The sequence below is a fragment of the Rhodovarius lipocyclicus genome, from assembly GCF_009900765.1.
Taxonomy (GTDB): domain Bacteria; phylum Pseudomonadota; class Alphaproteobacteria; order Acetobacterales; family Acetobacteraceae; genus Rhodovarius; species Rhodovarius lipocyclicus.
Genome location: NZ_JAAABL010000002.1, coordinates 33867 through 55442, shown reverse-complemented (window position 1 = coordinate 55442; position 21576 = coordinate 33867). Strand labels below are relative to the sequence as shown.

The 21576-nt window shown below is 71.1% G+C and carries 21 protein-coding genes and 1 tRNA gene; 10 read left to right on the top strand and 12 right to left on the bottom strand.

Translation table 11 applies throughout. The features are described from left to right. Positions 1-18: 18 nt before the first annotated feature. On the bottom strand, positions 19-969 hold the full coding sequence (locus GT007_RS03120) for an ArsR/SmtB family transcription factor (protein WP_160120115.1): 951 nt from the start codon (positions 967-969) through the stop codon (positions 19-21). 77 nt (positions 970-1046) lie between these two features. Here GT007_RS03120 and GT007_RS03115 point away from each other — a divergent pair, with 77 nt between their 5' ends. Together GT007_RS03115 and GT007_RS03110 are read left to right on the top strand one after the other, a co-directional pair. After that, a complete protein-coding gene (locus GT007_RS03115) occupies positions 1047-1403 on the top strand; it encodes a hypothetical protein (RefSeq protein ID WP_160120114.1) in 357 nt (118 codons plus the stop codon). After that, positions 1403-2257: an SAM-dependent methyltransferase gene (locus GT007_RS03110; protein WP_160120113.1), complete on the top strand. Its 855-nt coding sequence runs from the start codon at positions 1403-1405 to the stop codon at positions 2255-2257. The genes GT007_RS03115 and GT007_RS03110 overlap by 1 nt, the downstream gene beginning before the upstream one ends. Before the next feature lie 9 nt (positions 2258-2266). Here GT007_RS03110 and GT007_RS03105 read toward each other — a convergent pair whose 3' ends face one another. Genes GT007_RS03105 through GT007_RS03090 form a run of 4 tightly spaced genes read right to left on the bottom strand, consistent with a single transcriptional unit; the run spans position 2267 to position 5094 of the window. Beyond that, positions 2267-2791 carry a chromate transporter gene (locus GT007_RS03105; protein ID WP_160120112.1) on the bottom strand — a complete coding sequence of 175 codons (525 nt, stop codon included), beginning with the start codon at positions 2789-2791 and terminating at the stop codon, positions 2267-2269. Next, positions 2788-3348 (bottom strand): chromate transporter, encoded by a 561-nt coding sequence (locus GT007_RS03100; RefSeq protein ID WP_160120111.1) that lies wholly within the window; start codon positions 3346-3348, stop codon positions 2788-2790. The genes GT007_RS03105 and GT007_RS03100 overlap by 4 nt, the downstream gene beginning before the upstream one ends. Positions 3349-3364: 16 nt before the next feature. After that, the gene (locus GT007_RS03095; RefSeq protein WP_160120110.1) at positions 3365-4330 is read right to left on the bottom strand and encodes an L-threonylcarbamoyladenylate synthase; all 966 of its coding nucleotides are present in this window, start codon (positions 4328-4330) and stop codon (positions 3365-3367) included. After that, complete coding sequence (locus GT007_RS03090) at positions 4327-5094, bottom strand: 3'(2'),5'-bisphosphate nucleotidase CysQ family protein (RefSeq protein ID WP_160120109.1); 768 nt, start codon at positions 5092-5094, stop codon at positions 4327-4329. Before GT007_RS03090 ends, GT007_RS03095 begins: the two co-directional genes overlap by 4 nt. Positions 5095-5191: 97 nt before the next feature. Between GT007_RS03090 and GT007_RS03085 the strand changes: the two genes are divergently transcribed. Further along, on the top strand, positions 5192-6664 hold the full coding sequence (locus GT007_RS03085; protein WP_160120476.1) for a leucyl aminopeptidase: 1473 nt from the start codon (positions 5192-5194) through the stop codon (positions 6662-6664). Then, on the top strand, positions 6603-7976 hold the full coding sequence (locus GT007_RS03080) for a leucyl aminopeptidase family protein (RefSeq protein ID WP_160120108.1): 1374 nt from the start codon (positions 6603-6605) through the stop codon (positions 7974-7976). The genes GT007_RS03085 and GT007_RS03080 overlap by 62 nt, the downstream gene beginning before the upstream one ends. Positions 7977-8210: 234 nt before the next feature. Here GT007_RS03080 and GT007_RS03075 read toward each other — a convergent pair whose 3' ends face one another. Genes GT007_RS03075 through GT007_RS03065 form a run of 3 tightly spaced genes read right to left on the bottom strand, consistent with a single transcriptional unit; the run spans position 8211 to position 10432 of the window. After that, on the bottom strand, positions 8211-8693 hold the full coding sequence (locus GT007_RS03075) for a universal stress protein (protein ID WP_160120107.1): 483 nt from the start codon (positions 8691-8693) through the stop codon (positions 8211-8213). After that, positions 8694-9527, bottom strand: a complete 834-nt coding sequence (locus GT007_RS03070) for a TIGR02186 family protein (protein WP_160120106.1) — start codon at positions 9525-9527, stop codon at positions 8694-8696. Continuing rightward, a complete protein-coding gene (locus GT007_RS03065) occupies positions 9527-10432 on the bottom strand; it encodes a sulfite exporter TauE/SafE family protein (protein ID WP_160120105.1) in 906 nt (301 codons plus the stop codon). Before GT007_RS03065 ends, GT007_RS03070 begins: the two co-directional genes overlap by 1 nt. Before the next feature lie 134 nt (positions 10433-10566). Here GT007_RS03065 and GT007_RS03060 point away from each other — a divergent pair, with 134 nt between their 5' ends. Together GT007_RS03060 and cobA are read left to right on the top strand one after the other, a co-directional pair. Beyond that, positions 10567-12114 carry a bifunctional metallophosphatase/5'-nucleotidase gene (locus GT007_RS03060; protein ID WP_160120104.1) on the top strand — a complete coding sequence of 516 codons (1548 nt, stop codon included), beginning with the start codon at positions 10567-10569 and terminating at the stop codon, positions 12112-12114. A gap of 295 nt (positions 12115-12409) precedes the next feature. Continuing rightward, positions 12410-13219, top strand: a complete 810-nt coding sequence (gene cobA / locus GT007_RS03055; RefSeq protein ID WP_160120103.1) for a uroporphyrinogen-III C-methyltransferase — start codon at positions 12410-12412, stop codon at positions 13217-13219. Positions 13220-13317: 98 nt separating this feature from the next. On the opposite strand, the gene GT007_RS03050 is transcribed toward cobA, so the two are convergent. The 4 genes from GT007_RS03050 to GT007_RS03035 form a co-directional block, all read right to left on the bottom strand. Next, positions 13318-13392, bottom strand: a tRNA-Gly gene (locus tag GT007_RS03050). Positions 13393-13490: 98 nt separating this feature from the next. Then, on the bottom strand, positions 13491-14276 hold the full coding sequence (locus GT007_RS03045) for a Bax inhibitor-1/YccA family protein (protein WP_160120102.1): 786 nt from the start codon (positions 14274-14276) through the stop codon (positions 13491-13493). 205 nt (positions 14277-14481) lie between these two features. Continuing rightward, positions 14482-16983 (bottom strand): ABC transporter permease, encoded by a 2502-nt coding sequence (locus tag GT007_RS03040; RefSeq protein WP_160120101.1) that lies wholly within the window; start codon positions 16981-16983, stop codon positions 14482-14484. Continuing rightward, on the bottom strand, positions 16980-17699 hold the full coding sequence (locus GT007_RS03035) for an ABC transporter ATP-binding protein (RefSeq protein WP_160120100.1): 720 nt from the start codon (positions 17697-17699) through the stop codon (positions 16980-16982). Before GT007_RS03035 ends, GT007_RS03040 begins: the two co-directional genes overlap by 4 nt. A gap of 88 nt (positions 17700-17787) precedes the next feature. Here GT007_RS03035 and GT007_RS03030 point away from each other — a divergent pair, with 88 nt between their 5' ends. The 4 genes from GT007_RS03030 (at position 17788) to GT007_RS03015 (ending at position 21573) form a co-directional block, all read left to right on the top strand. Further along, positions 17788-18342: an arylesterase gene (locus GT007_RS03030; RefSeq protein ID WP_457852332.1), complete on the top strand. Its 555-nt coding sequence runs from the start codon at positions 17788-17790 to the stop codon at positions 18340-18342. An 89-nt stretch (positions 18343-18431) separates the two neighbouring features. Further along, positions 18432-19037 (top strand): RNA 2',3'-cyclic phosphodiesterase, encoded by a 606-nt coding sequence (gene thpR / locus GT007_RS03025; RefSeq protein WP_201451780.1) that lies wholly within the window; start codon positions 18432-18434, stop codon positions 19035-19037. A 31-nt stretch (positions 19038-19068) separates the two neighbouring features. Next, entirely contained in the window at positions 19069-19440 is a 372-nt protein-coding gene (locus GT007_RS03020) for a DUF2946 family protein (protein ID WP_160120098.1), read from the top strand. A 63-nt stretch (positions 19441-19503) separates the two neighbouring features. After that, complete coding sequence (locus GT007_RS03015) at positions 19504-21573, top strand: TonB-dependent receptor family protein (protein WP_160120097.1); 2070 nt, start codon at positions 19504-19506, stop codon at positions 21571-21573. Positions 21574-21576: the final 3 nt, after the last annotated feature.

The following is a 21576-nucleotide window of genomic DNA, read 5'->3' as shown; positions in this document are numbered from 1 at the left end:
GGCGTTGTTCTTTCTGGATTAAAGAGCGAAAGCGGGTTCGGCGGTGGTGGAGGCGGGAAGGCGCTCCGCCAGCCAGAGGCCGACGAACATCGGCCCCGGGATGCGCTCCACCCGGCGCATGGCGCAACCCCCGGCATGCAGCCAGGCATCGAGCTGCTGGTCGGAAAAACCCGGCCAGCGATGGGCGTGGCGGGCGATGATCTCGGCGCGGTCGTGCTCGGCCAGGTCCACCAGCAGCAGCTGGCCCCCGGGGGCCAGCACGCGGGCGGCCTCCCGGATCGCGGCGGCGGGGTCCTCGGCGTAGTGCAGCACCATCTGCATGGCCACGACGTCGAAGGCGCCATCGGCGAAATGCAGGCGGTACATGTCCGCCTGGCGCACGGTGGCGCGCGCCGCGAGGCCCCGTTCGGCCAGCCGGGCGCGGGCCAGGGCCAGCATCTCGCGGCTCGCATCCACGCCCAGCGCGCTGTCGGCGCGTTCGGCCAGCAGTTCCAGCAGGCGGCCGGTGCCGGTGCCGATATCCAGCACCCGGCCGACATGGGCCGGCAGGGCGGCCAGCATGGCCTGTTCCATCGCGGCCGCCGGCAGGTCCAGCGCGCGCATCTCATCCCAATCGGCGCCGTCGCGCAGGAAGGCGTCGCTGGCGGCGCGCGCACGCTCCGCCGCGATGCGGGCGGCCTGGCGGCGGTCCTGCGCCAGCAGGGGGTCGTTTTCCGGCAGGCGGGCCAGGATGTCGCGCACCAGGGCGGAATCGCGCGGCAGCTGGAAATAGGCGTTGGCGCCCTCGGGGATGCGTTCCAGCAGCCCGGCCTCCACCAGCAGCTTCAGGTGGCGGGACAGGCGCGGCTGGGACTGGCCGAGCACGTCGCACAGGTCGCTCACGCACAGCGCGCCGCGGGCGCAGAGCGCGAGCAGGCGGAGCCGGGTGGGCTCTGCCGCCGCGCGAAGCTGGGTGAGGATGGTGTCCATGGGTTCCAGTCACATGGTAGGCTGGGAATGCGAAGGGTAGCCCTTCTATCACATAAAGATATCCTTATGTCTATGCGATGAGTTGGAAGATCGACGCCCGCGTGCCCGTCACGCTGCTGGAAACCCCCGCCCTGCCGCCCGGCGGCGGCTATGCCCTGCTGGCCGAGGCCGAACCGCCCGAGGGGCTGCCCGCCGGCACCCCCCTGGTGCTGTTCACCCCGGATGAGGGCGCCGCCCACCCCGCCGCCTGCACCTGCTGCCAGGGCCAGGGCGCGGTGCCCGCGGCGCTGGCCACCCTGTTCCGGGGGCGCGCCATGGGCGGGCCCTGGTTCGACCGCGTGATCGCCCTGCCCCGCACCCCGCGCGGCCGCGCCATGATAGAGGACGCCATGACCCGCGACATCCTGACCGTCGCCCGCTTCCGGCCCGCCTGATGGAGACCGCCGAGGCCCACCGCCGCGACGTCGCGCGGTATTACCGCTGGCTCGACAAGCTGGAATGGATGCGCGTGATGCGCGGGGAGACCGGCAACGCCGCCCAGCCCGTGCACCGCGCTCTGCGCGACCCGGATGGCGGCGAGACCAGCCCCGGCGTGGTGCACCGGCTGATGGCCGGGGCCATCCCCCTGCCCGCCGCCCCCCGCGTGCTGGATGCCGGCTGCGGCTACGGCGCCACCATGCTGGAGCTGGCGCCGAAGCTGGGCGGGGCCTGGACCGGCGTGACGCTGTCGGACATCCAGGTCCGGCGCGGCAACCAGGAAGCCGCCGCGCGCGGGCTGGGGGAGGCCGTGCGGCTGCATGTCGGCAGTTTCGACGCGCCGCCGCCCGGCCCCTATGACTGGATCTACGGCATCGAGAGCCTGATCCACTCCCCCACCCCGGCGGCCACCATCGCGGCGCTGGCGGCCCAGCTGGCCCCGGGCGGCTGGCTGACGATCGTGGACGACATGCCGGAGGAAGGGTTGCCGCCGGAGGCCGCGGCCCGCGTCGCCACCTTCCGCCGCTGCTGGCGCGCGCCGGTGGCGCCCAGCCGCGCCGTCTGGCTGGCCCATTGCACCGCCGCCGGGCTGGTGCCGGGGCCGGAGCGCGACCTGACGCCGCTGACGCTCAACCGCCCCGCCGCCGAGCTGGCGCCCCGCATCGCCGCCCGCGCGCGGGAAGCGCGGTGGAAACGGCTGTTCGGCCTCGGCTATCGCAGCGAGGCCGATCTGGGCGGCATGACGCTGGAAACCCTGCTGGGCGACGGCAGCGTGCGCTACCGGATGCTGACGGCGCGGCGGCCGGAGTGAACGGGCGGGTTACCCCGCCACCAGCACGCCCACCACACCGCCGGCCAGCAGCATCCACAGCGGGTTGCGGTTGGTCAGCCACACGAACAGCGCCATCGCCACGGTGATGATGGGCGCGGCCCAGAAGCTCGCGGCCGCCTCACCCAGGATGGCGCCGCTGGCCATCATCAGGCCCAGCGCCACCGGCACCAGCCCGGCCTGGGCGGGCTTGATCCACCAGGCCTTCTTCAGCCGCTCGATCGCACCGCCGACCATGAAGGCGATCACCGCCGCCGGGCCCAGAATGCCCACCGTGGCCGCCAGCATGCCGGGGAAGCCGCCCAGATGCATGCCCAGCACGCTGGCCGACAGGATGTTCGGCCCCGGCGCCGCCTGCGCCAGCGCATAGAGCTGGATGAAGGTGGCGTCGTCCATCCAATGCAGGCTGTCCACCAGCAGGCGGTGCATCTCGGGCGCCAGCGCATTGGCCCCGCCCACCGCCAGGATGGAAAGCAGGGAGAATTGCAGCAGGATCTCGAAGGGCGAGGGGCTCATGCCGCTTTCCTCTTCTGCCAGCCGCGATACAGCGCCATCGCCAGGGTGATGGGCGTGCAGACCAGGATGATCCAGCCCAGCGGCACCCGCCACCAGGCGGCCAGGGCGCAGATGATGGCCACCGCCGCCAGCTGTTCCAGCGGCAGTTTCAGCTTGGTCAAGGATTTCAGGGCGGAGCCCATGGCGAGCCCGGCGGCGGCGGCGGCCACCCCCTTCATGAAGGCGTCCATGGTCGGGTTCTGGCCATACTGCACCCACAGCGCCACCAGCCCCAGCACCACGCACAGCGGCAGCAGGATGAAGCCGCCCAGCGCCGCCAGCGAACCCGCCAGCCCCCGGCATTGCCGGCCATAGATCACCGAGAAATTGCCCACATTCGGCCCCGGCAGCACCTGGCCCAGCCCCAGCAGCTCGGCATATTCGCGCTCGGTCAGCCAGCCGCGCTGGTCCACCAGCACGGAGCGCGCGAAGGCGACCGCGCCGCCGAAGGCCAGCCCGCCGATCTGCAGGAAGGCCAGGAACAATTCCCGGACTGTCGGCACATGTCGTTCCGTCATGGACGCCCCTTCTTTCTTATTCCCGTGGTGCCGCCGCGCGCGTCAGCCGGTCGTTGATGGCGGCCCCCAGCCCGGCCTCGGGCAGGGGCTGCACGGCGATCCGCACGCAGCCCAGCCGCGTGCCTTCCTCATCCAGCCAGCGCAGCCCGGCGAACAGCCGGGCGGCGGCCTGCCGCAGGTCCTGCCCCTCCGACAGGTTCCAGGTCAGGCGCGCCCCCGGCAGCGGCGAGCCGAAGGCCAGCAGCGCCTCATCCGGGGACACATCCGTGGCGTTCAGCCGCACCGGCAGCCCGGGCGCGTAGTGGGAGAGCAGCAGCCCCGGGCTGCGCAGCGTGGGCGCGGGGGCGGCGGTGATGGGCAGGGCGGTGCCGACGCGGCCGATCACGGCCTCGATCGCCTCCCGCGTCACGCCGCCATGGCGCAGCAGCACGGCGCCGCCGCTGGAAAGGTCCAGCACGCTGCTTTCCACCCCCACCTCGCAATCGCCGCCCTCCAGCACCGCCGCGATCCGGCCGGAGAGCTCGGCCATCACATGCGCGGCACTCGTCGGGCTGATGCGGCCGGAGCGGTTGGCCGAGGGTGCGGCCACCGGCCGGCCCACCGCGCGCAGCAGCGCCTGCGCCACGGGGTGGGCGGGCACGCGCACCGCCAGCGTATCCAGCCCCGCCCCCGCCAGCAGCGCCACCGGGCATTTCGGGTGGCGGCGCAGCACCATGGTCAGCGGGCCGGGCCAGAATTGCGCGGCCAGGGCGCGGGCCCGGTCATCGGCCAGCACATGGGCGAAGGCCGCCTCGGCATCCGGGTAATGGCAGATCAGCGGGTTGAAATGCGGGCGGCCCTTGGCCTCGAAAATCCCGGCCACGGCGTGGTCGTCGGTGGCATCCCCGCCCAGGCCATAGACGGTCTCGGTCGGGAAGGCGACCAGCTGGCCCGCGCGCAGCAGCCGGGCCGCTTCCTCGATATCCCGCGTCAGCACCGTCATGCCGGGGCGCGGCCCCAGCCGATGAAGCCGGAATTCAGATAGCCCGGCTTGCCATAGCGCAGGGGCGCGCCGTCCAGCATCGTCACCCGGCCGCCCGCGGCCTCCAGCACCGCCTGGCCCGCCGCGGTGTCCCATTCCATGGTGGGGCCGGGGCGGGGGGCAAGGTCCGCCGCGCCTTCCGCCACGCGGGCGAATTTCATGGCCGAGCCCATGGGCCGGCTTTCCGCCACCGTCATGCCCGCCAGCATCTTCGCCAGCGCCTCCGGCTTCGCGTGGCTGCGGCTGTCCAGCACGTGCAGGCCCTCGGGCGGGGGGGTGCGGGCCTGGATGGGGCGGCGGGTGCCGTCCACCTCCTTCCAGGCGGTGCGGCTGGCCACGATGCCGCCGAACAATTCCCGCGTCACAGGCAGGTACAGCACGCCCAGCACCGGGGCATCGCCGCGCACCAGCCCGATGCAGACGCAGAATTCGTCGCGGCCCTTGGCGAATTCCTTGGTGCCGTCCAGCGGATCGACGAGCCAGAACAGCGGCGCGGGTTCGGGGCAATCGCCGCCCGCCACCGCTTCCTCCGCCACCACGGGGATGCCGGTGGGGACCAGCCCCTCGGTGATCAGGGCCTCGGCCAGGGTATCGGCCACGGTCACGGGGCTGGCATCGGGCTTGTGGTCCACCGTGAAGCCCTGGGCGCGCACGCCCATGATGGCGTGCCCCGCGGCGCGCGCGAGGGTCCCAGCCAGTTCCAGCAGATCAGGGGCGTTCTCCATCCCTTTTCGTTGCTCCGAAGCCGCGGGCCGCGCAAGGGTAGGCAGCGGCGCAAACCCGCCTATTCTTGCGTGTAACGGCAACCGCATGGACGCACCGATGCTCGAAATCTCCTTCGTCAAGCCTGCCCTGCCCAAGGCCGGCGCCATCGTTGCGCTGCTGGCCGAGGGCGCGGAGCCCGCGGGCCTGCTGAAAACCCTGGATGAGGCCGCGGACGGCGCCATAGCCCGCGCGCTGGATGCAGCGGGCTTCAAGGGCCGCAAGGGCCAGAGCGCGACCATCTGGGCCCCGGCCCCCGGCCTGACCAAGCTGGTGGCCATCGGCCTCGGCCCGCTGGACAAATTGACGCCCGAGGGCGCCGAGGCCGCCGGCGGCAGCGCCTGGCCCGCCATCAGCGGCGAGACCGCCGCCCTGGTCGCCACCGACGCGCTGGACGCCCCGGTGGCCGTGCGGGTGGCGATGGGCGCGCTGCTGCGCAGCTATCGCTTCGACAAATACCGCACCACCGAGAAGGCGGAGGACAAGCCGAAGCTCGCCAAGCTCTCCCTGGCCGCGGCCAACCCCACCACCGCCAAGAACGCCTTCGCCCCCTTCAAGGCCGTGGCCGAGGGCGTGTTCCTGACGCGCGACCTCGTCTCCGAACCGCCCAACGTGCTGTACCCGGCCGAGATGGCCGAGCGCTGCAAGGCGCTGGAGGCCCTGGGCGTGCAGGTGCAGATCCTTGGCCCGAAGGAGATGAAGAAGCTGGGCATGGGCGCGCTGCTGGGCGTGGCCCAGGGCAGCGCGCAGGAAGCCCGCCTGGTGGCCATGCGCTGGAAGGGCGTGACCCCGAAGAAGGGCGACAAGCCGATCTGCTTCATCGGCAAGGGCGTGACCTTCGACACCGGCGGCATCTCCATCAAGCCCGCCGGCGGCATGGAGGACATGAAGTGGGACATGGGCGGCGCCGGCACCGTGATCGGGCTGATGGCGGCACTCGCCGGCCGCAAGGCCAAGGCCGATGTGGTGGGGCTGGTGGGGCTGGTGGAGAACATGCCCAGCGGCAACGCGCAGCGCCCGGGCGATGTGGTGACCAGCGCCTCCGGCCAGACCATCGAGGTGATCAACACCGACGCCGAGGGCCGGCTGGTGCTGGCCGATGTCATCCACTACGCGATCACGCAGTACGATCCGAAATGGATGGTCGATCTGGCCACGCTGACGGGCGCCATCATCATCGCGCTCGGCCACGAGCACGCGGGCCTGTTCAGCAATGACGACGCGCTGGCCGCGCAGGTGCTGGAAGCGGGCACCACCACCGGCGAGGCCTGCTGGCGGATGCCGCTGGGCGAGGCCTACGACAAGGGCCTGAAATCCGACATCGCGGACATGAAGAATGTCGGCGGCCGGCCGGGCGGGTCGATCACGGCGGCACAGTTCATCCAGCGCTTCGTGCAGGGCCGCCCCTGGGTGCACCTGGACATCGCGGGCACCGCCTGGTCCAGCAAGGACACGGCGACCGTGCCCAAGGGTGCCACGGCCTTCGGCGTGCGGCTGCTCGACCGACTGGTGGCCGACCATTACGAGGGCTGACACCTTCCTGCCCGTCACGGTGCGCTTCGCGGCCGTGACGGAGCATTTCTCCGCCCGGGCCGCGATCGGGCTGGAGAACGGCTTCGACGCCCAGGGCCAGACCATCGCGCTGGACCCCAGCCTGGGCGACGAGGCGGACGGCGCGCGCGCCTGGGCCGCGCTGGCCGAACCCAGCCGGGGCTTGGAAATCGACGCCCGGGAATGGCCGACCGATGCGGCCGTCGCCATCGCCACCGGGGCGGCGTTGCGCGCCTGGCGCATGCCCAAGGGCGCGCCGACCTGCTTGAAACCCGCTCTGCTGGTGCTGTGCCGCGCGCCGGAGGAAGCGCGCCGCCTGTGGCCCCGCGCCGCCGCCGCCGTGGCGGGCAATCTGTTCGCCCGCGCCCTGGTGGCCGAACCCGCCAACCGGCTGACGCCCGCCAACTTCGTCGAGAGGATGAAGGCCCTGGCCGAGGAAGGGCTGACCGTCTCGGTGCTCGGCCCGCAGGAGCTGGAGCGGCGCGGCTATGGCGCGCTCTCGGCCGTGGGGCGGGCCGCGCCCACCGGCCCCTATCTGGTCACGCTGGAATGGAAGGGCGCGGGCCAGCCCATCGCCTTCGTCGGCAAGGGGCTGTGCTTCGACAATGGCGGCATCTCCATCAAGCCCGCCCTGGGGATGGAGGCGATGCGCGCCGACATGGCCGGGGCCGCCGCCTGCGCCGGGGCCATGCTGGCGCTGGCGCTGCGCGGTGCGGCGGGTGCCGCCGTGGCCGTGCTGGCGGTGGCCGAGAACGCCATCGGCGCCGATGCCTATCGCCCCGGGGATGTGCTGATCAGTGCCTCCGGCCGCAGCATCCAGGTGATGGATACCGACGCCGAGGGCCGCCTGGCCCTGGCCGACGCGCTGCACCACGCCATCACCCGGCACGCCCCGCGCGCCGTGGTGGATATCGCCACCCTGACCGGCAGCATCGTGACCGCGCTGGGCCACCATCGCGCCGGCCTGTTCGGCAACAACCCCACCCTGCGCGACGCGCTGATGACGATGGGCGAGGTGGTGGGCGAATATCTGTGGCCCATGCCCATCGGCACCGCCCACCGCGAGGACCTGAACAGCGATATCGCCGACATCCTGCAATGCGCCCCGGCCGGCAGGCTGCTGCCGGATGCGTGCCACGCCGCGGCCTTCCTGAAGGAATTCGTGGGGGAGACAGCCTGGGCGCACCTGGATATCGCCGGGGTGGAAACGGCGGAGGAAGATACGCCGCTGGCCGCGAAAGGCGCGCCGACAGGGTTTGGGGCGAGGCTGCTGGAGGGGTTGGTGGAAGGTTGAGGGCGCTGCCCTCAAACTCCCGTTGAGGGGGAAATGACTTTCCCCCTCAAGCTCCCCCATTACTTTCCATCAGTTTGGGGGCAGTACCTGTCCTGAGAGCGTGTTTCCGATAAATTTACATAATAATATCAATTATATAAGATGAGCGTAGACCCGAAACTCCTCGCAGGGGCCTGGGGAGATCTTATCTCCCCAGCGGATGGGGTCTGGGGAAGGCGGCGCCTTCCCCAGCCTTCACGTCACCCGCTGCAAATCTTCCTGTGTCAGGCTCGGCGGCACGATGGTCATCGGCACTTTCAGCCGGTGCGCGTGCCGCCCCACCAGGGCCGAGATCAGCGGCCCGGGCCCGCTGCCCCCGCCTGCCGCCGCCAGCACCAGGATGGACACGCGCGGGTCTTCGGCCAGCAGTTTCAGCAATTCCTCCCGTGGGTCGCCTTCGCGGATCAGGATGATCGGCACCCCGCCCGTGATTTCGTTCACCTGGGCGGCCAGGCCGCCCATCAGTTGTTCGGCCTCGGCGCGGCGTTCCTCGGCCAGCAGGGCGCCGATGCCGGCCCATTCCGTCTGCCCCGCCGGTTCCAGCACCCGCAGCAGCGCCACGCGCCCGCCGGAATGCTTCACGCGCAGGCACGCGTATTGCAGGGCCACCGCGCGTTCGGGGCTGTCATCCACCACCACCAGGAAGACGCGATTCCTGCGGGCCTCTTCTTCGGGCACTCAACCTCTCCGGAACAGCACGCTGCCGAGCCAGCCGGCGAACCCCGCCAGCAGCACGCACAGCACACCGTAGAGCAAGGGTTGCCCCCGCGAAACATCCGCGATGGTCGCCGCCGTGCCCACGCGCTCCACGACAAAGGGCAGTTCCTGGTGCGCGATCACCTGGCGGTTGCGCACCAGCATCACCTCCACCGCGTAGTCGCCGGCGGGCACGGTGGCGGGCAGCGGCAGGCGGACATAAAATAAGCGGCCGGCCTCGACGCGCACGGGGGCGCTGTCCTCCAGCCACAATTGCTGTTCGCGGCGCAGATCCTCCAGCGCCTGGCGGAAATTGCCGCTGCTGGCGCCGCTGCGCTGGAACTCCAGCGCGTCCAGCCCGATGCCGTATTGGCGGCGCAACTCCTCCGGCAGCACGTGCCAGGCGGGCATGGTGCCGGCCACGCCGTAGAAGCCGGGCACATTCTCGAACCGGCTGGAGGGGCCGTTGAACCACATGCCCAGGATGCGGACCTTGCGGCGCACCGTCACGGCATCGGTCGGGCCGCGCACCACCACCACCACATCCGCGCCATCCAGCCCCAGCGGCACGGCGGAGGAACCGAACACGAAGATGGAGGAACCGGCGAAGGTGGTGGAGATCTCGGCCGATTGCTGGCTGAGATGGGCGATCAGCGGCGATTCGGGCGCCGCGGCGGGCCGGGCCGGGGCCAGCGGCGGCTCCAGCGGCACAGCGATGCGGGGCTGGCCAGAGGGCGGCTGCGTCAGGGTGGTCTGCGCGCCCAGCGGCCCGGCACCCACCACCAGCAGCCCGAGCAGGAGGAGAAGCCGCCGCATCAGTCAAAAGTCAGGCTGAACAGGCGCTCCGGCGCCTGGATCAGCCCCCATCCCAGCAGTGCCGCCACCCCCAGCACCAGCGCGCCGAGCAGGAAGCGGGTTTCCTCACCCCGCAGCCGCCCACCCAGCGCCGCGCCGAACTGCGCGCCCACCACGCCGCCGACCAGCAGCAGCAGCGTCAGCACGATATCGACCGAGCCCATCTGCACCGCCGCCAGCACCGTGACACCGGCCGTGACGCACACGATCTGGAACAGCGAGGTGCCGATGACGACCGAGGTCGGCATGCCGATCAGATAGATCATGGCCGGCACCAGCATGAAGCCGCCGCCCACACCCATCACGGCCGAGAGCAGGCCGATCAGCACCCCCACCACCGCCGGCGGGATGACGGAGATGAACAGGCGCGACTTGCGGAACCGCACCTTCAGCGGCAGCCCGTGCATCCAGAAATGCTGGTGCAGCCGGCGCGGCACGGCGGCGCGGCGGCGCAGGATGGCGCGCACGCTTTCCATCACCATCAGGCTGCCCAGGCTGCCCAGCACCACGATGTAGAAGATGGCGACGACCGCATCGACCAGGCCCAGGCTGCGCAGCCAGGCGAAGAACTGGGTGCCGATGGCGCTGCCGATCAGGCCGCCCACCACCAGCACGACGCCCATCGCCCAATCCACATTGCCGCGCCGCCACTGCGCGATCAGCCCCGAGACGGAGGCCCCCAGCACCTGGTTGGCGCCGGATGCCACCGCGACCGGCGCCGGCACCCCCAGCAGCAACAGCGAAGGTGTGAGCAGAAACCCGCCCCCCACCCCGAACAGGCCCGACAGCCAGCCCACGCCAAAGCCAATGCCGATCAGCAGAAAGGCATTCACGCTCATCTCGGCGATGGGCAAATAGACCTGCATCGCGAACCGTCTCCGGTATTCGGGAGTGTCGGTTATGCGCCGAGGATTGCGGCGCGATAAGGGCAGGCAAGACAGGATTCACACAGAGTTACACAAGACTTGCGTGAGCACCGCGCCTCGCGCTTGATGGGTGCATGGTTTCGCGTCGCACCCTGTTTTCCGTCTCTCGCCGGCAGTCCCTGGCGCTGCTGGCGGCCCCCGTTCTGCAGCCGGCCCAGGCCCAGGCGGCCCACCGCATCAGCCTGCTGCACATGAACGATTTCCACAGCCGGCATGAGCCCATCAGCGCCAGCAGCACCGCCTGCGTGGAGGGCCGGCCCTGCTATGGCGGCGCCGCCCGCCTGGCCACCGCCATCCGCCAGGGGCGGGAGGCCGCGGCCGCCGAGGGCCGCGCGCCCATCCTGCTCGACGCCGGCGACCAGTTCATGGGCAGCCTGTTCTACACCCGCTACCGCGGAGAGGCCGAGGCCCGCGTGCAGGCCCTGCTGCGCCCCGCCGCCATGACCACGGGCAACCATGAATTCGACAATGGCCCGGAAAACCTGGCCCGCTATGTGGACCGCGTGGCCCACCCCGTGCTGGCCGCCAACCTGGATGCCAGCACCGAACCCGCTTTGGCGGGCAAGCTGCGCTCCGGCATCGTCGCCACGCTGGACGGGCTGCGGGTGGTGGTGGTCGGCCTCGCCACGCCGGAAACCCCGGGGCTGTCCTCACCCGGGCCGAACCTGCGCTTCAACGACCCGGCGGAAACCATGGACCGCGCGGTGTTCGAGGCCCGGCGCCAGGGGCCCTGCGTGGTCGTCGCCCTCAGCCATCTGGGCCTGACCGCCGACCGCCGCCTGGCCGAGGATGTGCAGGGCATCGACGTGATCATAGGCGGGCACAGCCACACCCTGCTGGCCAACGGCCTGCCGGGCGCCGAGGGCCCCTACCCCGTCGAGCAATCCGGCGCGCGCATCGTGCAGGCGGGCTGCCACGGCCGCTATCTGGGCCGGCTGGACCTGGACGTGGCGCCGGACGGCCGCGTGGCCGCCACGCGCGGCGTGATGCGCGAACTGACCGCCGACATCCCGCAGGACCCGCAGGTGGCCGCCCTGGTGGCCGAACTCGCGGCCCCGCTGGAGGAATGGCGCCACCGCCCCGTCGCCACCCTGCCGCGCGAACTGCCCCTGGCCCGCTGCCGGCTGGAAGCCTGCGAACTGGGCGAACTGACCGCCGAGGCCATCCGCCGCGCCGTGCCGCGCGCCGAGATCGGCTGGATGAACGGCGGCGGCATGCGCGCGGGGCTGCCGGGCGGCACCGTCACCTGGGGCGACGTGCTGACCATGCTGCCCTTCCAGAACACCGTCGCCCGCATGGTGCTGCGCGGGCATGTGGTGAAGGACGCGCTGGAATCCGGCCTCTCGCGCCTGCCGGACGCGGATGGGCGCTTCCCGCAACTGTCGGGCCTGCGCTACCGGCTGGTGGCGGAGGCACCGATCGGCCAGCGCGCCCAGGATGTGGAAGTGCGCGAGGGCGAGCGCTGGCGGCCGCTGGAGATGGAACGGGCCTATCTGATCGCGACCAACGACTTCAGCCGCAAAGGCGGGGACGGATACACGATGTTCCGGGACCAGGCGCTGGAAGCCTATGACGCGGGGCCGGCTGTGGAAGACGCCATGGTGGAACAGCTGGGGCGGTAATTTCACATTTTTGGGGCGTGGTGGCTCCGCAGGCCAAGGGGCGCCGCCATCATCCTCCCTTTGGGGACCCCCGGCAGGAGCCGAAAGGCCCCTGCACCCCAACCGTTTGGCGCTGACCTTGGTAGGTCAGGCGCCATTTTCATTATAAATTTCAAAAAGAAACACCTTTCCAAGACCCACTCCAAACTCCTGGGGTCCAGGGGCCTTTCGGCTCCTGGCGGGGGAGCCCGAGGGGGCGGAGCCCTCTCGGCACGCCCTCTGGCCATACGGCGCGACCATCCCCATAATACGCTTCATGTCCGTTCAATATCCATCAGCCCTTGCTGGCGCGCATTTCCCCCCGGGCGAGGTCTGGCTGGTGGGTGCCGGGCCTGGCGACCCGGCGTTGCTGACCTTGCGTGCGGTGCAGGCGCTGAACCAGGCTGACCTGGTGTTGCATGACGCGCTGTCGGGCCGTGCGGTGCTGCGCCATGTCCGCCCGGGGGCGGAGATCGTGGCGGTGGGCAAGCGCAAGGGTGCGGCCCCGGTGCCGCAGCCGCGCATCAATGCCCGGCTGGTGGCGGGCGCGCGCGCCGGGCTGCGCGTGGTGCGGCTGAAGGGCGGCGACCCGTTCATCTTCGGCCGCGGTGGAGAGGAAGCGGCGGCCTGTGCCGAGGCGGGCATCACCTGGCGGGTGGTGCCGGGGGTCTCGGCGGGCTTGGCGGCGCCGGCGGCGGCGGGGATTCCGCTGACCCAGCGCGGGCTGGCCAGCGCCGTCACCTTCGTGACCGCGCATGACGAGACGGGCGCGCTGCCCGGGCTGGATTGGGGCGCGCTGGCGCGGACCGGCGGCAGCATCGCGGCCTTCATGGCCATGTCGAAGCTGGATGAACTGAGCGTGAAGCTGATCGAGGGCGGGCTGGCGCTGGAAACGCCGGTGGCGGTGATCGCCGCGGCCTCCATGCCCGAGCAGGTGGTGCTGCACAGCACGCTGGGCGGCTGCACGCTGGCGGTGCGGCGCGCCGGGCTGCCTGGACCCGCGCTGGTGGTGGTGGGCGCCGTGGCGGCGCTGGCGGGGGTGCTGCTGCCGGCCCTGGCGCCGGCATTGGCCCAGGCGCGCGCGTGACAGACCCGGAATGGCAGGCCCCGGCCTGGCTGGTGCTGTGGGCCAGCCTGGCGGTGGTGGGGGTGACGGCGCTGGCCGCGCTGTGGCGCTAAGGGGGATGGAGCGGGCGATGGGAATCGAACCCACGACATTCAGCTTGGGAAGCTGACGTTCTACCTCTGAACTACGCCCGCATCTGCGCGGCAGGATAGCCGGAACCGCCGGAAAGCAAAAGCCCCGGGGAGGCATGAACCTCCACCGGGGCCGATGGTTTCGGCAAGGCGGCCAGGGCTTAGTCCTGGTTGCGCACGCCCATGAACTGCAGCATCAGCTGGAACAGGTTCACGAAGTTCAGGTACAGCGCCAGGGCGTCCATGACGGAGCGCTTGGCGGCCTCGTCCGTGCCTTCGGCATAGCTGTACTCGATGTAGTCGGACTTGATCCGCTGGGTGTCCCAGGCGGTCAGGCCGCAGAACACCACCACGCCGATGATGGACACGGCGAAGGCCAGCGCCGGGCTCTGCAGGAAGATGTTGATCAGCGACGCGATGATGATGCCGAACAAGCCCATCATCATGATGCTGCCCATCTTCGTCAGGTCGGACTTCGTGGCGTAGCCCCACAGGCTCATGGCCGCGAACATGCCGGAGGTGGCGAAGAAGGTGCTGGCCACGCTCGTCTTCGTATAGACCACGAAGATGTTGGACATGCTGGCGCCCATCGCGATCGCGAACAGCCAGAACAGCGCCTGCACCGTGGACTTGCTCATACGGTTGATGCCGAAGCTCAGCACCAGCACGAAAGCGAGCGGCGCGAAGACGGCGACCCAGCCCAGAATGGTCGGCGCCACGGCGAGGCCGCGCGGGGTGCGCACCACGCTGTAGAACAGCTGCGCGACCTCGGGGATGGAGGCGATGGCATAGGCCACGATCGCCGTCAGCAGCAGGCCGCTGGCCATCCAGTTGTAGACGCGCAGCATGTAGCTCCGCAGCCCGGCATCGATGGACGCGGCGTCTGCGGCGGAGGCGCGGCCCCAGCCGGGCGTCGCGCTGTAGCGGTAGTCGGGTTGAAGAGCCATGGCTCTCGATATTCCTTTCCAGACGGGGGGTTCGACCCCGGTTCGCCCTATTATATGGAGAACGTGTAATGCGAATCAACGCTCATCATGGAGGCGCGGCACGAAGCTTCCGCACCGCGCCCCATACGGGCTGATTCCCTATTAACGCGCAGAGTGGGCTTACCGGGCGGCCCCGGCAAGCACCTGGCCCGGGGAACGGGCCAACTTACTCATTCCGCAACAGCGGCGCGGCTTTCACCCGCAGCGCCAGCGCGGTGCCGACATAGCCGAACACCAGCGTCAGCCCCAGGCACAGCAGCACGGTGCCGGCCAGCACGCCCGGCAGGAACACCCAATCCTGCCGCATGACGAAGCGCACCACCCCCCAGGCCGCGGCGGTGCCGGCGGCGGCGGCCAGCAGGCCGGACACCACACCCAGCACCCCGAACTCCACCAGGAAGGCGGAGCGGATCTGCCCGCGCGTGGCGCCCACGGTCTTCAGCACCACGGCCTCCCGCACGCGGCGGCGCTGGCCGGCGGCGACGGCGCCCCCCAGCACCAGCATGCCCGCCAGCAGGGTGACGCTGCCGGTGGCCGTCAGTGCGGCCCCCAGCCGGCCGAGCAGCGCGCCCACGGCCTCCAGCGCCTCCCTCACTCGCACGCCGGAGACATTGGGCAGCGCGTCCGTCACGGCGCGCAGCAGCGCCACATCCCGCGCGGGGTCGTTGCGCACGGTGGCGATGTGGGTATGCGGCGCCGATTCCAGCAGGCCGGGGCTGGCCACCATAGTGAAGTTCAGCCCCAGCCCCCGCCATTCCACCTGGCGCAGGTTGGCCACTGTCAGCGTCACGTCCCGGCCCAGGATGTTGACGGTGACGGTGCCGCCCACCCCCAGCCCCCAGCCCCGCGCCACCACCGCGTCGAAGGAGACCAGCGGCGCGCCCCGATAGTCCGGCGCCCACCATGCACCCTCGACCAGCCGCGTGCCCTCGGGCATCGGGCCGGTATAGGTCAGGCCCCGGTCGCCGTTCAGCGCCCAGGCGGTGTCGGGGGTGGCGCGCACTTGCTCGGCCGGCACGCCGTTCACGGCAACGATCCGCGCGCGCAACGAAGGCACGCGCCGGATCTCGGCCACGCTGGGTTCCTGCCGCACCAGGCGCTCGAACTGCTCCACCTGGTTGGGCTGGATGTCGATGAAGAAGAAATTGGGCGCGGCCGCCGGCATCTCATCCGTGATGGCGCTGGCCAGATTGCCCTGGATCTGCGCGATGGCCGTCAGCGTGGTCAGGCCGATGCCCAGCGCGATCACCATGATGGGCGTGGGCGCGCCGGGGCGGTACAGGTTCGCCAGCCCCAGCCGCCAGGCGGGCCGGCGCATGCGCGGCAGGGCGCGCACGGCCCGCATCAGCAGCGCGGCCCCCAGCCGGAACAGCGCGAGCGCCCCCGCCGCCCCCAGGCAGAACCACAGGGCGAAGACCGGCTGTTCCGCCGTCGCCACCACCAACGCGACCAGGGCCAGCACCACCAGCGCGTTCAGCGCCACCAGCCACCAGCGCGGCCAGCCCCGGGCGGCGGTGGTCGCGCCCTCCCGGAACAGGGCGGCGCCCGGCACCTCCCGCGCGCGGCCCAGCGGCCACAGGGCGAAGGCCAGCGCGGTCAGCAACCCATACAGCGCGGCCAGCGCCAACGGTTCCGGGTATGGCCGCAGAGAGGGCGGGACCGGCAGCACGCCGCTCAGCGCCTGAGCGGCCAGCGCGGTCAGCCCCCAGCCCCCCAGCAGCCCGATGGCAATGCCCAGCACCGCCAGCGCCAGCACCTGCCACAGATAGGTGGCGAAGATCACGCCCGCCGGCGCGCCCATGCAGCGCAGGGTGGCGATGGTGCGGGCACGCGCCTCCAGCCAGGCGCGGATGCCGGTGGCCACCCCGATGCCGCCCACCAGCAGCGCCGTCAGCCCCGCCAGCGTCAGGAAACTCGCGGCACGGTCCAGGAAGCGGTTCACCCCCGGCTCCGCCTGGCTGGCCAGGCGCAGGCGCCACGGCGCGCCGGGGAAGGCCGCCCGCAGGTCGCGCGTGAAGGCCGCGGCATCCGCGCCCGGGGGCAGGCGGAAGCGCACCTCATGGTTGATCAGGCTGCCGGGCTGGGCCAGGCCGCTCGCCTCCAGATCCGCCATCGAGATCATGGCGCGCGGCCCGAAAATGGTGGGGGAGGCGACCTTGTCCGGTTCCTCGGTGATGATGGCGGCCAGGCGCAGCCGGGCCTCGCCCAGGCGCATCTCCTCACCCAGGCGCAGGCCCAGGCGCTCCATCACGGCGGGTTCCACCGCCAGCGTGCCGGGGGCGATGCCGACCGCGGGCTCCAGCCCCAGCGCGCCGAACAGCGGATAGGCGCCGTCCACCAGCTTCAACTCCACCAGCGTGCGCTCGCCGGAGGCAGCGACCAGCATCGCCCGCGTCATCAGCACGCGGGAAGGTTCGGCGCCGCGCGCGCGGGCCCAGGCGATCACCTCGGGCGGGACGGGCTGATAGCCGCCGCGCACCTCGAAATCCCCGCCCAGGATGCGCGCGCCATCGGCCTGCATGCCGGCCTGGATGCCCGCGCGCAGGGAACCCACGGCCGCGATCGCCGCCACCCCCAGCGCCAGGCAGGCCAGCACCACCCGCAGGCCGCGCGTGCCGCCCCGCAGCTCCCGCGCCGCCAGTTTCAGGCCCAGCAGCCAGTTCCTCATACCGGCACGCTGTCGCGCTCGGTCAGCAGGCCGTCCTCCATATGGAATTGCCGGTCGCAGCGGGCCGCCAAAGCCGGGTCATGGGTGATCAGCACCAGGGTGGTGCCATAGGTCTCCCGCAGGCCGAACAGCAATTCCATGATCTGCTGCCCGGTGGCGCGGTCGAGGTTGCCGGTGGGCTCGTCGGCCAGGATCAGGCTGGGCAGGGCGACGAAGGCGCGGGCGACGGCCACGCGCTGTTGCTCCCCGCCCGAAAGCTGGCCCGGGTAATGGTGCACGCGGTGGCCGAGGCCCACCGCCTTCAGCGCGGCCTCCGCGCGGATGAAGGCCGTGTCGTCCCCCGCGAATTCCAGCGGCATCGCCACGTTTTCCAGCGCGGTCATGGTCGGCACCAGGTGGAAGGACTGGAACACGATGCCCACTTCCTCCCGCCGGAAGCGGGCCAGCGCGTCCTCATTCATGCCGCCCAGCGCGCGCCCCGCGACCGTCAGGCTGCCGGTCGTGGGCTTGTCCAGCCCTGCAAGCAGCATCAGCAGGGATGTCTTGCCGGAACCGGAGGGGCCGACGATGCCCACCGCCTCGCCGGGCATCACCCGCATGTCCACCCCTTTCAGGATGTTGACGCGGCCGGCCGGGCCCGCCACCTCAAAGGTCAGGTCGCGTGCCTCGATGACGGCAGGCACGGCAGCGGAAGGGTCGGATTGCGCGATGTCCATGGGCACAGGATATGGGCGGCGCATTGCGCTGCAAAAGGCGGCGCTGGGTTTCTGTCTGTTGCCGGGGGCGGCTTTTGCCCAAAATCCGGTGCGGCTGCTGGCCTTGGGGGACAGTTTGACGGCGGGTTACGGCCTGCCGCCCGGCCAGGGCTTCGTGCCGCGCCTGCAGGCGGCGCTGGCCGCGAAGGGCCGCCAGGTGCGGGTGCTGGATGGCGGGGTCTCGGGCGATACCAGCGCGGGCGGGCTCGCCCGGCTGGACTGGTCGCTGGCGGAAAACCCGCAGGCCGTGATCCTGGAGCTGGGCGCGAATGACGGGCTGCGCGGCCTGCCGCCCGCCAGCACGCGGGCCAATCTGGCCGCGATCCTGGACCGCCTCGGCCAGCGGGGGCTGCCGGTGCTGCTGGCGGGCATGCTGGCGCCGCCCAATCTGGGCGCCGATTACGGGCGGGAATTCGCGGCGATCTTCCCCGAGCTGGCGGCGGCGCGGCCGGGGACCATCCTGTACCCGTTCTTCCTGGATGGGGTGGCGGGGAACCCGGCGCTGAACCAGGCGGATGGGATCCATCCGAACCCGCAGGGGGTCTCGATCGTGATCGAGCGCATCCTGCCCTTCGTGGAGCGGCTGCTGGAGGGGGTGCGGTAGCGCCCTCTCGGCGCTTTCAATAACTCTTCTTGAATCCCTCCCCCGCCGCACCGCACAATCGGTGCGCGAATCGGGTTACGGAGGCCGCCATGCCACTGCGACTTTTTGTCGCCCTGTCCCTTCCGGAGACGCTCCGCCAGGAGCTCTCCACCCTCGGCACCGGCATTCCGGGCGCGAAGTGGATCCGCCCCGCCAACTACCATCTGACCCTGCGCTTCGTCGGAGAGATCCAGAACTGGAAGGCCGATGAGGTGGATGAGGCGCTGTCCGGCATCCGCGCCCGCGGCTTCGAGCTGACCCTGCGCGGCCTGGGGCTGTTCGAGCGCATGGGCCGGCCCAGCGCGCTATGGACCGGGGCGGAGCGCAACGACAGCCTGAACCACCTGCAGACCAAGATCGAGACGGCGTTGCGCCGGGTGGGGCTGTCGGCCGAGCGCCGGCGCTTCGCCCCCCATGTCTCGCTGGCGCGGGTGGAACAGGCGGACCCGGCCAAGATCGCGGCCTATCTGCAACGGCACAACCTGTTCCGCGCCCGGCCCGTGGCGGTGGAGAGCTTCACGCTCTACTCCTCCCTGCTCGGCAAGGAATGCGCGACCTATGTGCCGGAAGTGGAATACGAGCTGGCGCCGCGGAGGGAGCTTCCCGAACGCCCCAGCCGGATGATCCCGCCGCATCCCGTCGCCTTCGCCGGTTGAAGCGGGGCGCCAGCCCCGGTAACAACGGGGTATGAGGCGCTTCCCGCCCCCTCTCGCGCGGCTTCTGGCCCTGGTGCTGCTGCTCCAGGCCGTGCTGGCGCCTGCGCTGTGCATCGGCGCGGTCGGCGCCAACACGCTGCATGGCGTGATCTGCGGGCCCGAGAGCGAGGGGCGCGGCATCTCCATCTCCCTGGCGGACCCGGACGACGCTGCGCAGGCCATGCACGGCTTCTGCGCCCTGTGCGCCGGGCTGCCGCAGGGCATCGACGTGCCGGCCCCCGTGCTGCCGCGCCCGGCCTGGATCCGGCTGGGCATCGCCTGGACGGCGGCAACGGCCGAGGCCGTGCCGCCCCAGGCGCGCGCGCCACCCGCCCAACCCAGGGCTCCACCATCCATCGGCTGAACCCACCCGCCGCGCACGGCTGACCCCGCGCGCGCCCGTTCATGCCTCGATGGAAACGCACATATGTTCACGCTCAAGCGCGCGCTGCTCGCCGCGCCATTGCCATTCGCGCTCGTCTCGGGTGCCTTCGCCCAGACCGCGACCACCATCCCCACCGTGGAGGTCACCGCCCCCGCCCCCAGCCTGACCAATGCGGGCGCGGTGGAAACCAACGAAGCCGCGCGCCTGCGCCTGTGGTCCAGCCCCGGCAACAACACCGTGGTACCCGCGCAGGAGTTCCAGGAGATCGCCGGCTACACCGGCGTGCGCGAGATGTTCGAGAACACGCCGGGCGTTTTCGCCCAGCCGAAATGGGGCTCTGATTCGCGCTTCTCGATCCGTGGGTCCGGCATCGCCCGCAACTTCCACCTGCGCGGCATCCGGGTGTACCAGGACGGCATTCCCTTCAATCAGGCCGACGGCAGTGGCGATCTGGCGGAGATCGACCCGCTGGCCTACCAGCGCGCCGAGGTCTATCGCGGCGGCAACGGCTTCTGGCTGGGCGCCAACACGCTGGGCGGCGCGGTCAATTTCGTGACCAACACCGGCACCTCCTCCCGCGGGCTGACCGCCCGTGCCGAGGGCGGCAGCTATGGCTTCGCGCGCAGCCAGCTGGCCTACGGCAACACCTTCGGCCCGCTGGATGCCTATGTCAGCGGCACCTATGGCTATGATGACGGTTTCCGCCAGCACAGCTCCGGCCGCCAGCAGCGGTTGAACGGCAATATCGTGTATCGCTGGAACGACCAGGTCGAGACCCGGGTCATCGCCAGCTACAACAACATCTGGCAGGAAATTCCGGGTTCGGTGACGCGGGTAGCCGCGCTGAACACGCCGAAGCGCCCCTTCGCCAGCAATGAGGCGCTGAACTACCAACGCAATATCGAGAGCTACCGCTTCGGGACCATCACCTCGATCCGCCCGGTGGAGGGCGTGCGCTTCGAGGTCGGCGCCAGCGTCGTGGACCGCCACCTGAACCACCCCATCTTCCAGGTGCTGGACAACCATACAGTGGATTGGGTGCTGTTCGCGCGCGGCACCGTCGAGACCTCCATCCTGGGGCTGCGCAACGTCACCACCTTCGGCGTGAACTACACCGAGGGCACGATCAACGACCGGCGTTACGTGAACGTCTATGGCAGCCGCGGCGCGCAGACCTACGCGGCCGAGAACAGCGCCCGCACCGCGGACGGCTTCTTCGAGAACACCCTGTACGTGCTGCCCAACCTGGGCCTGGTGGCCGGGTTGCAGGCAGGTTCGGCCTATCGCTCCAGCCGGAACCTGCTGACGCCGGCCAGCAGCGGTTCCGGCGACTGGAACTGGGTGAACCCGCGCGTCGGCATCCTGTACCAGATCACCCCCACCGCCCAGGCCTATGCCAACCTGACCTGGTCCACCGAGCCGCCGACCCTGTCGGACCTGACCGGCATCCTGCCGCTGGGTGGCGGCTTCTCCCGCCTCAAGGCCCAGCGGGCGGCGACCGTGGAGGTCGGCTCTCGCGGCAGCTATGGCGTGCTGAACTGGGAGGTCGCGGCCTATCACTCCTGGCTGCGGGATGAGGTTCAGCTGATGGTCGGGCCTGTGGCCGGCAGCAGCTACGCGCAGAACGCGGACCGCACCATTCATCGTGGCGTGGAGCTGGGCCTGGGCGCCACGCTGGGGCGCAACCTGATCGGCCAGAACGACACGCTGTCGGGCCGGGTGACCTATACCTTCAACGACTTCTATTTCGACGGCGACCGGTCCTGGCGCAACAACCAGCTGCCGGGCGTGCCGCGCCACGTGCTGCGCGGCGAGCTGCGCTATCGCCATGCCAGCGGCTTCTGGATCGCGCCGAACGTGGATGTGGTGCCGGAGGGCTTCTACGCCGACAACGCCAACACGCTGCGCACCAACCCCTACACGCTGTTCGGCCTGCGCGCGGGGGCCGACCTGTTCGACGGGCGGGTGGGCGTGTTCCTGGATGCCCGGAACCTGGGCGACCGCCGCTACATCTCCTCCGCCTCCGTCGCCACGGTGGCTTCCCCCAACTCCGCCCTGTTCGAGGCGGGCTATGGCCGCACCATCTACGCCGGCCTGCAGCTGAGGTACTGATCC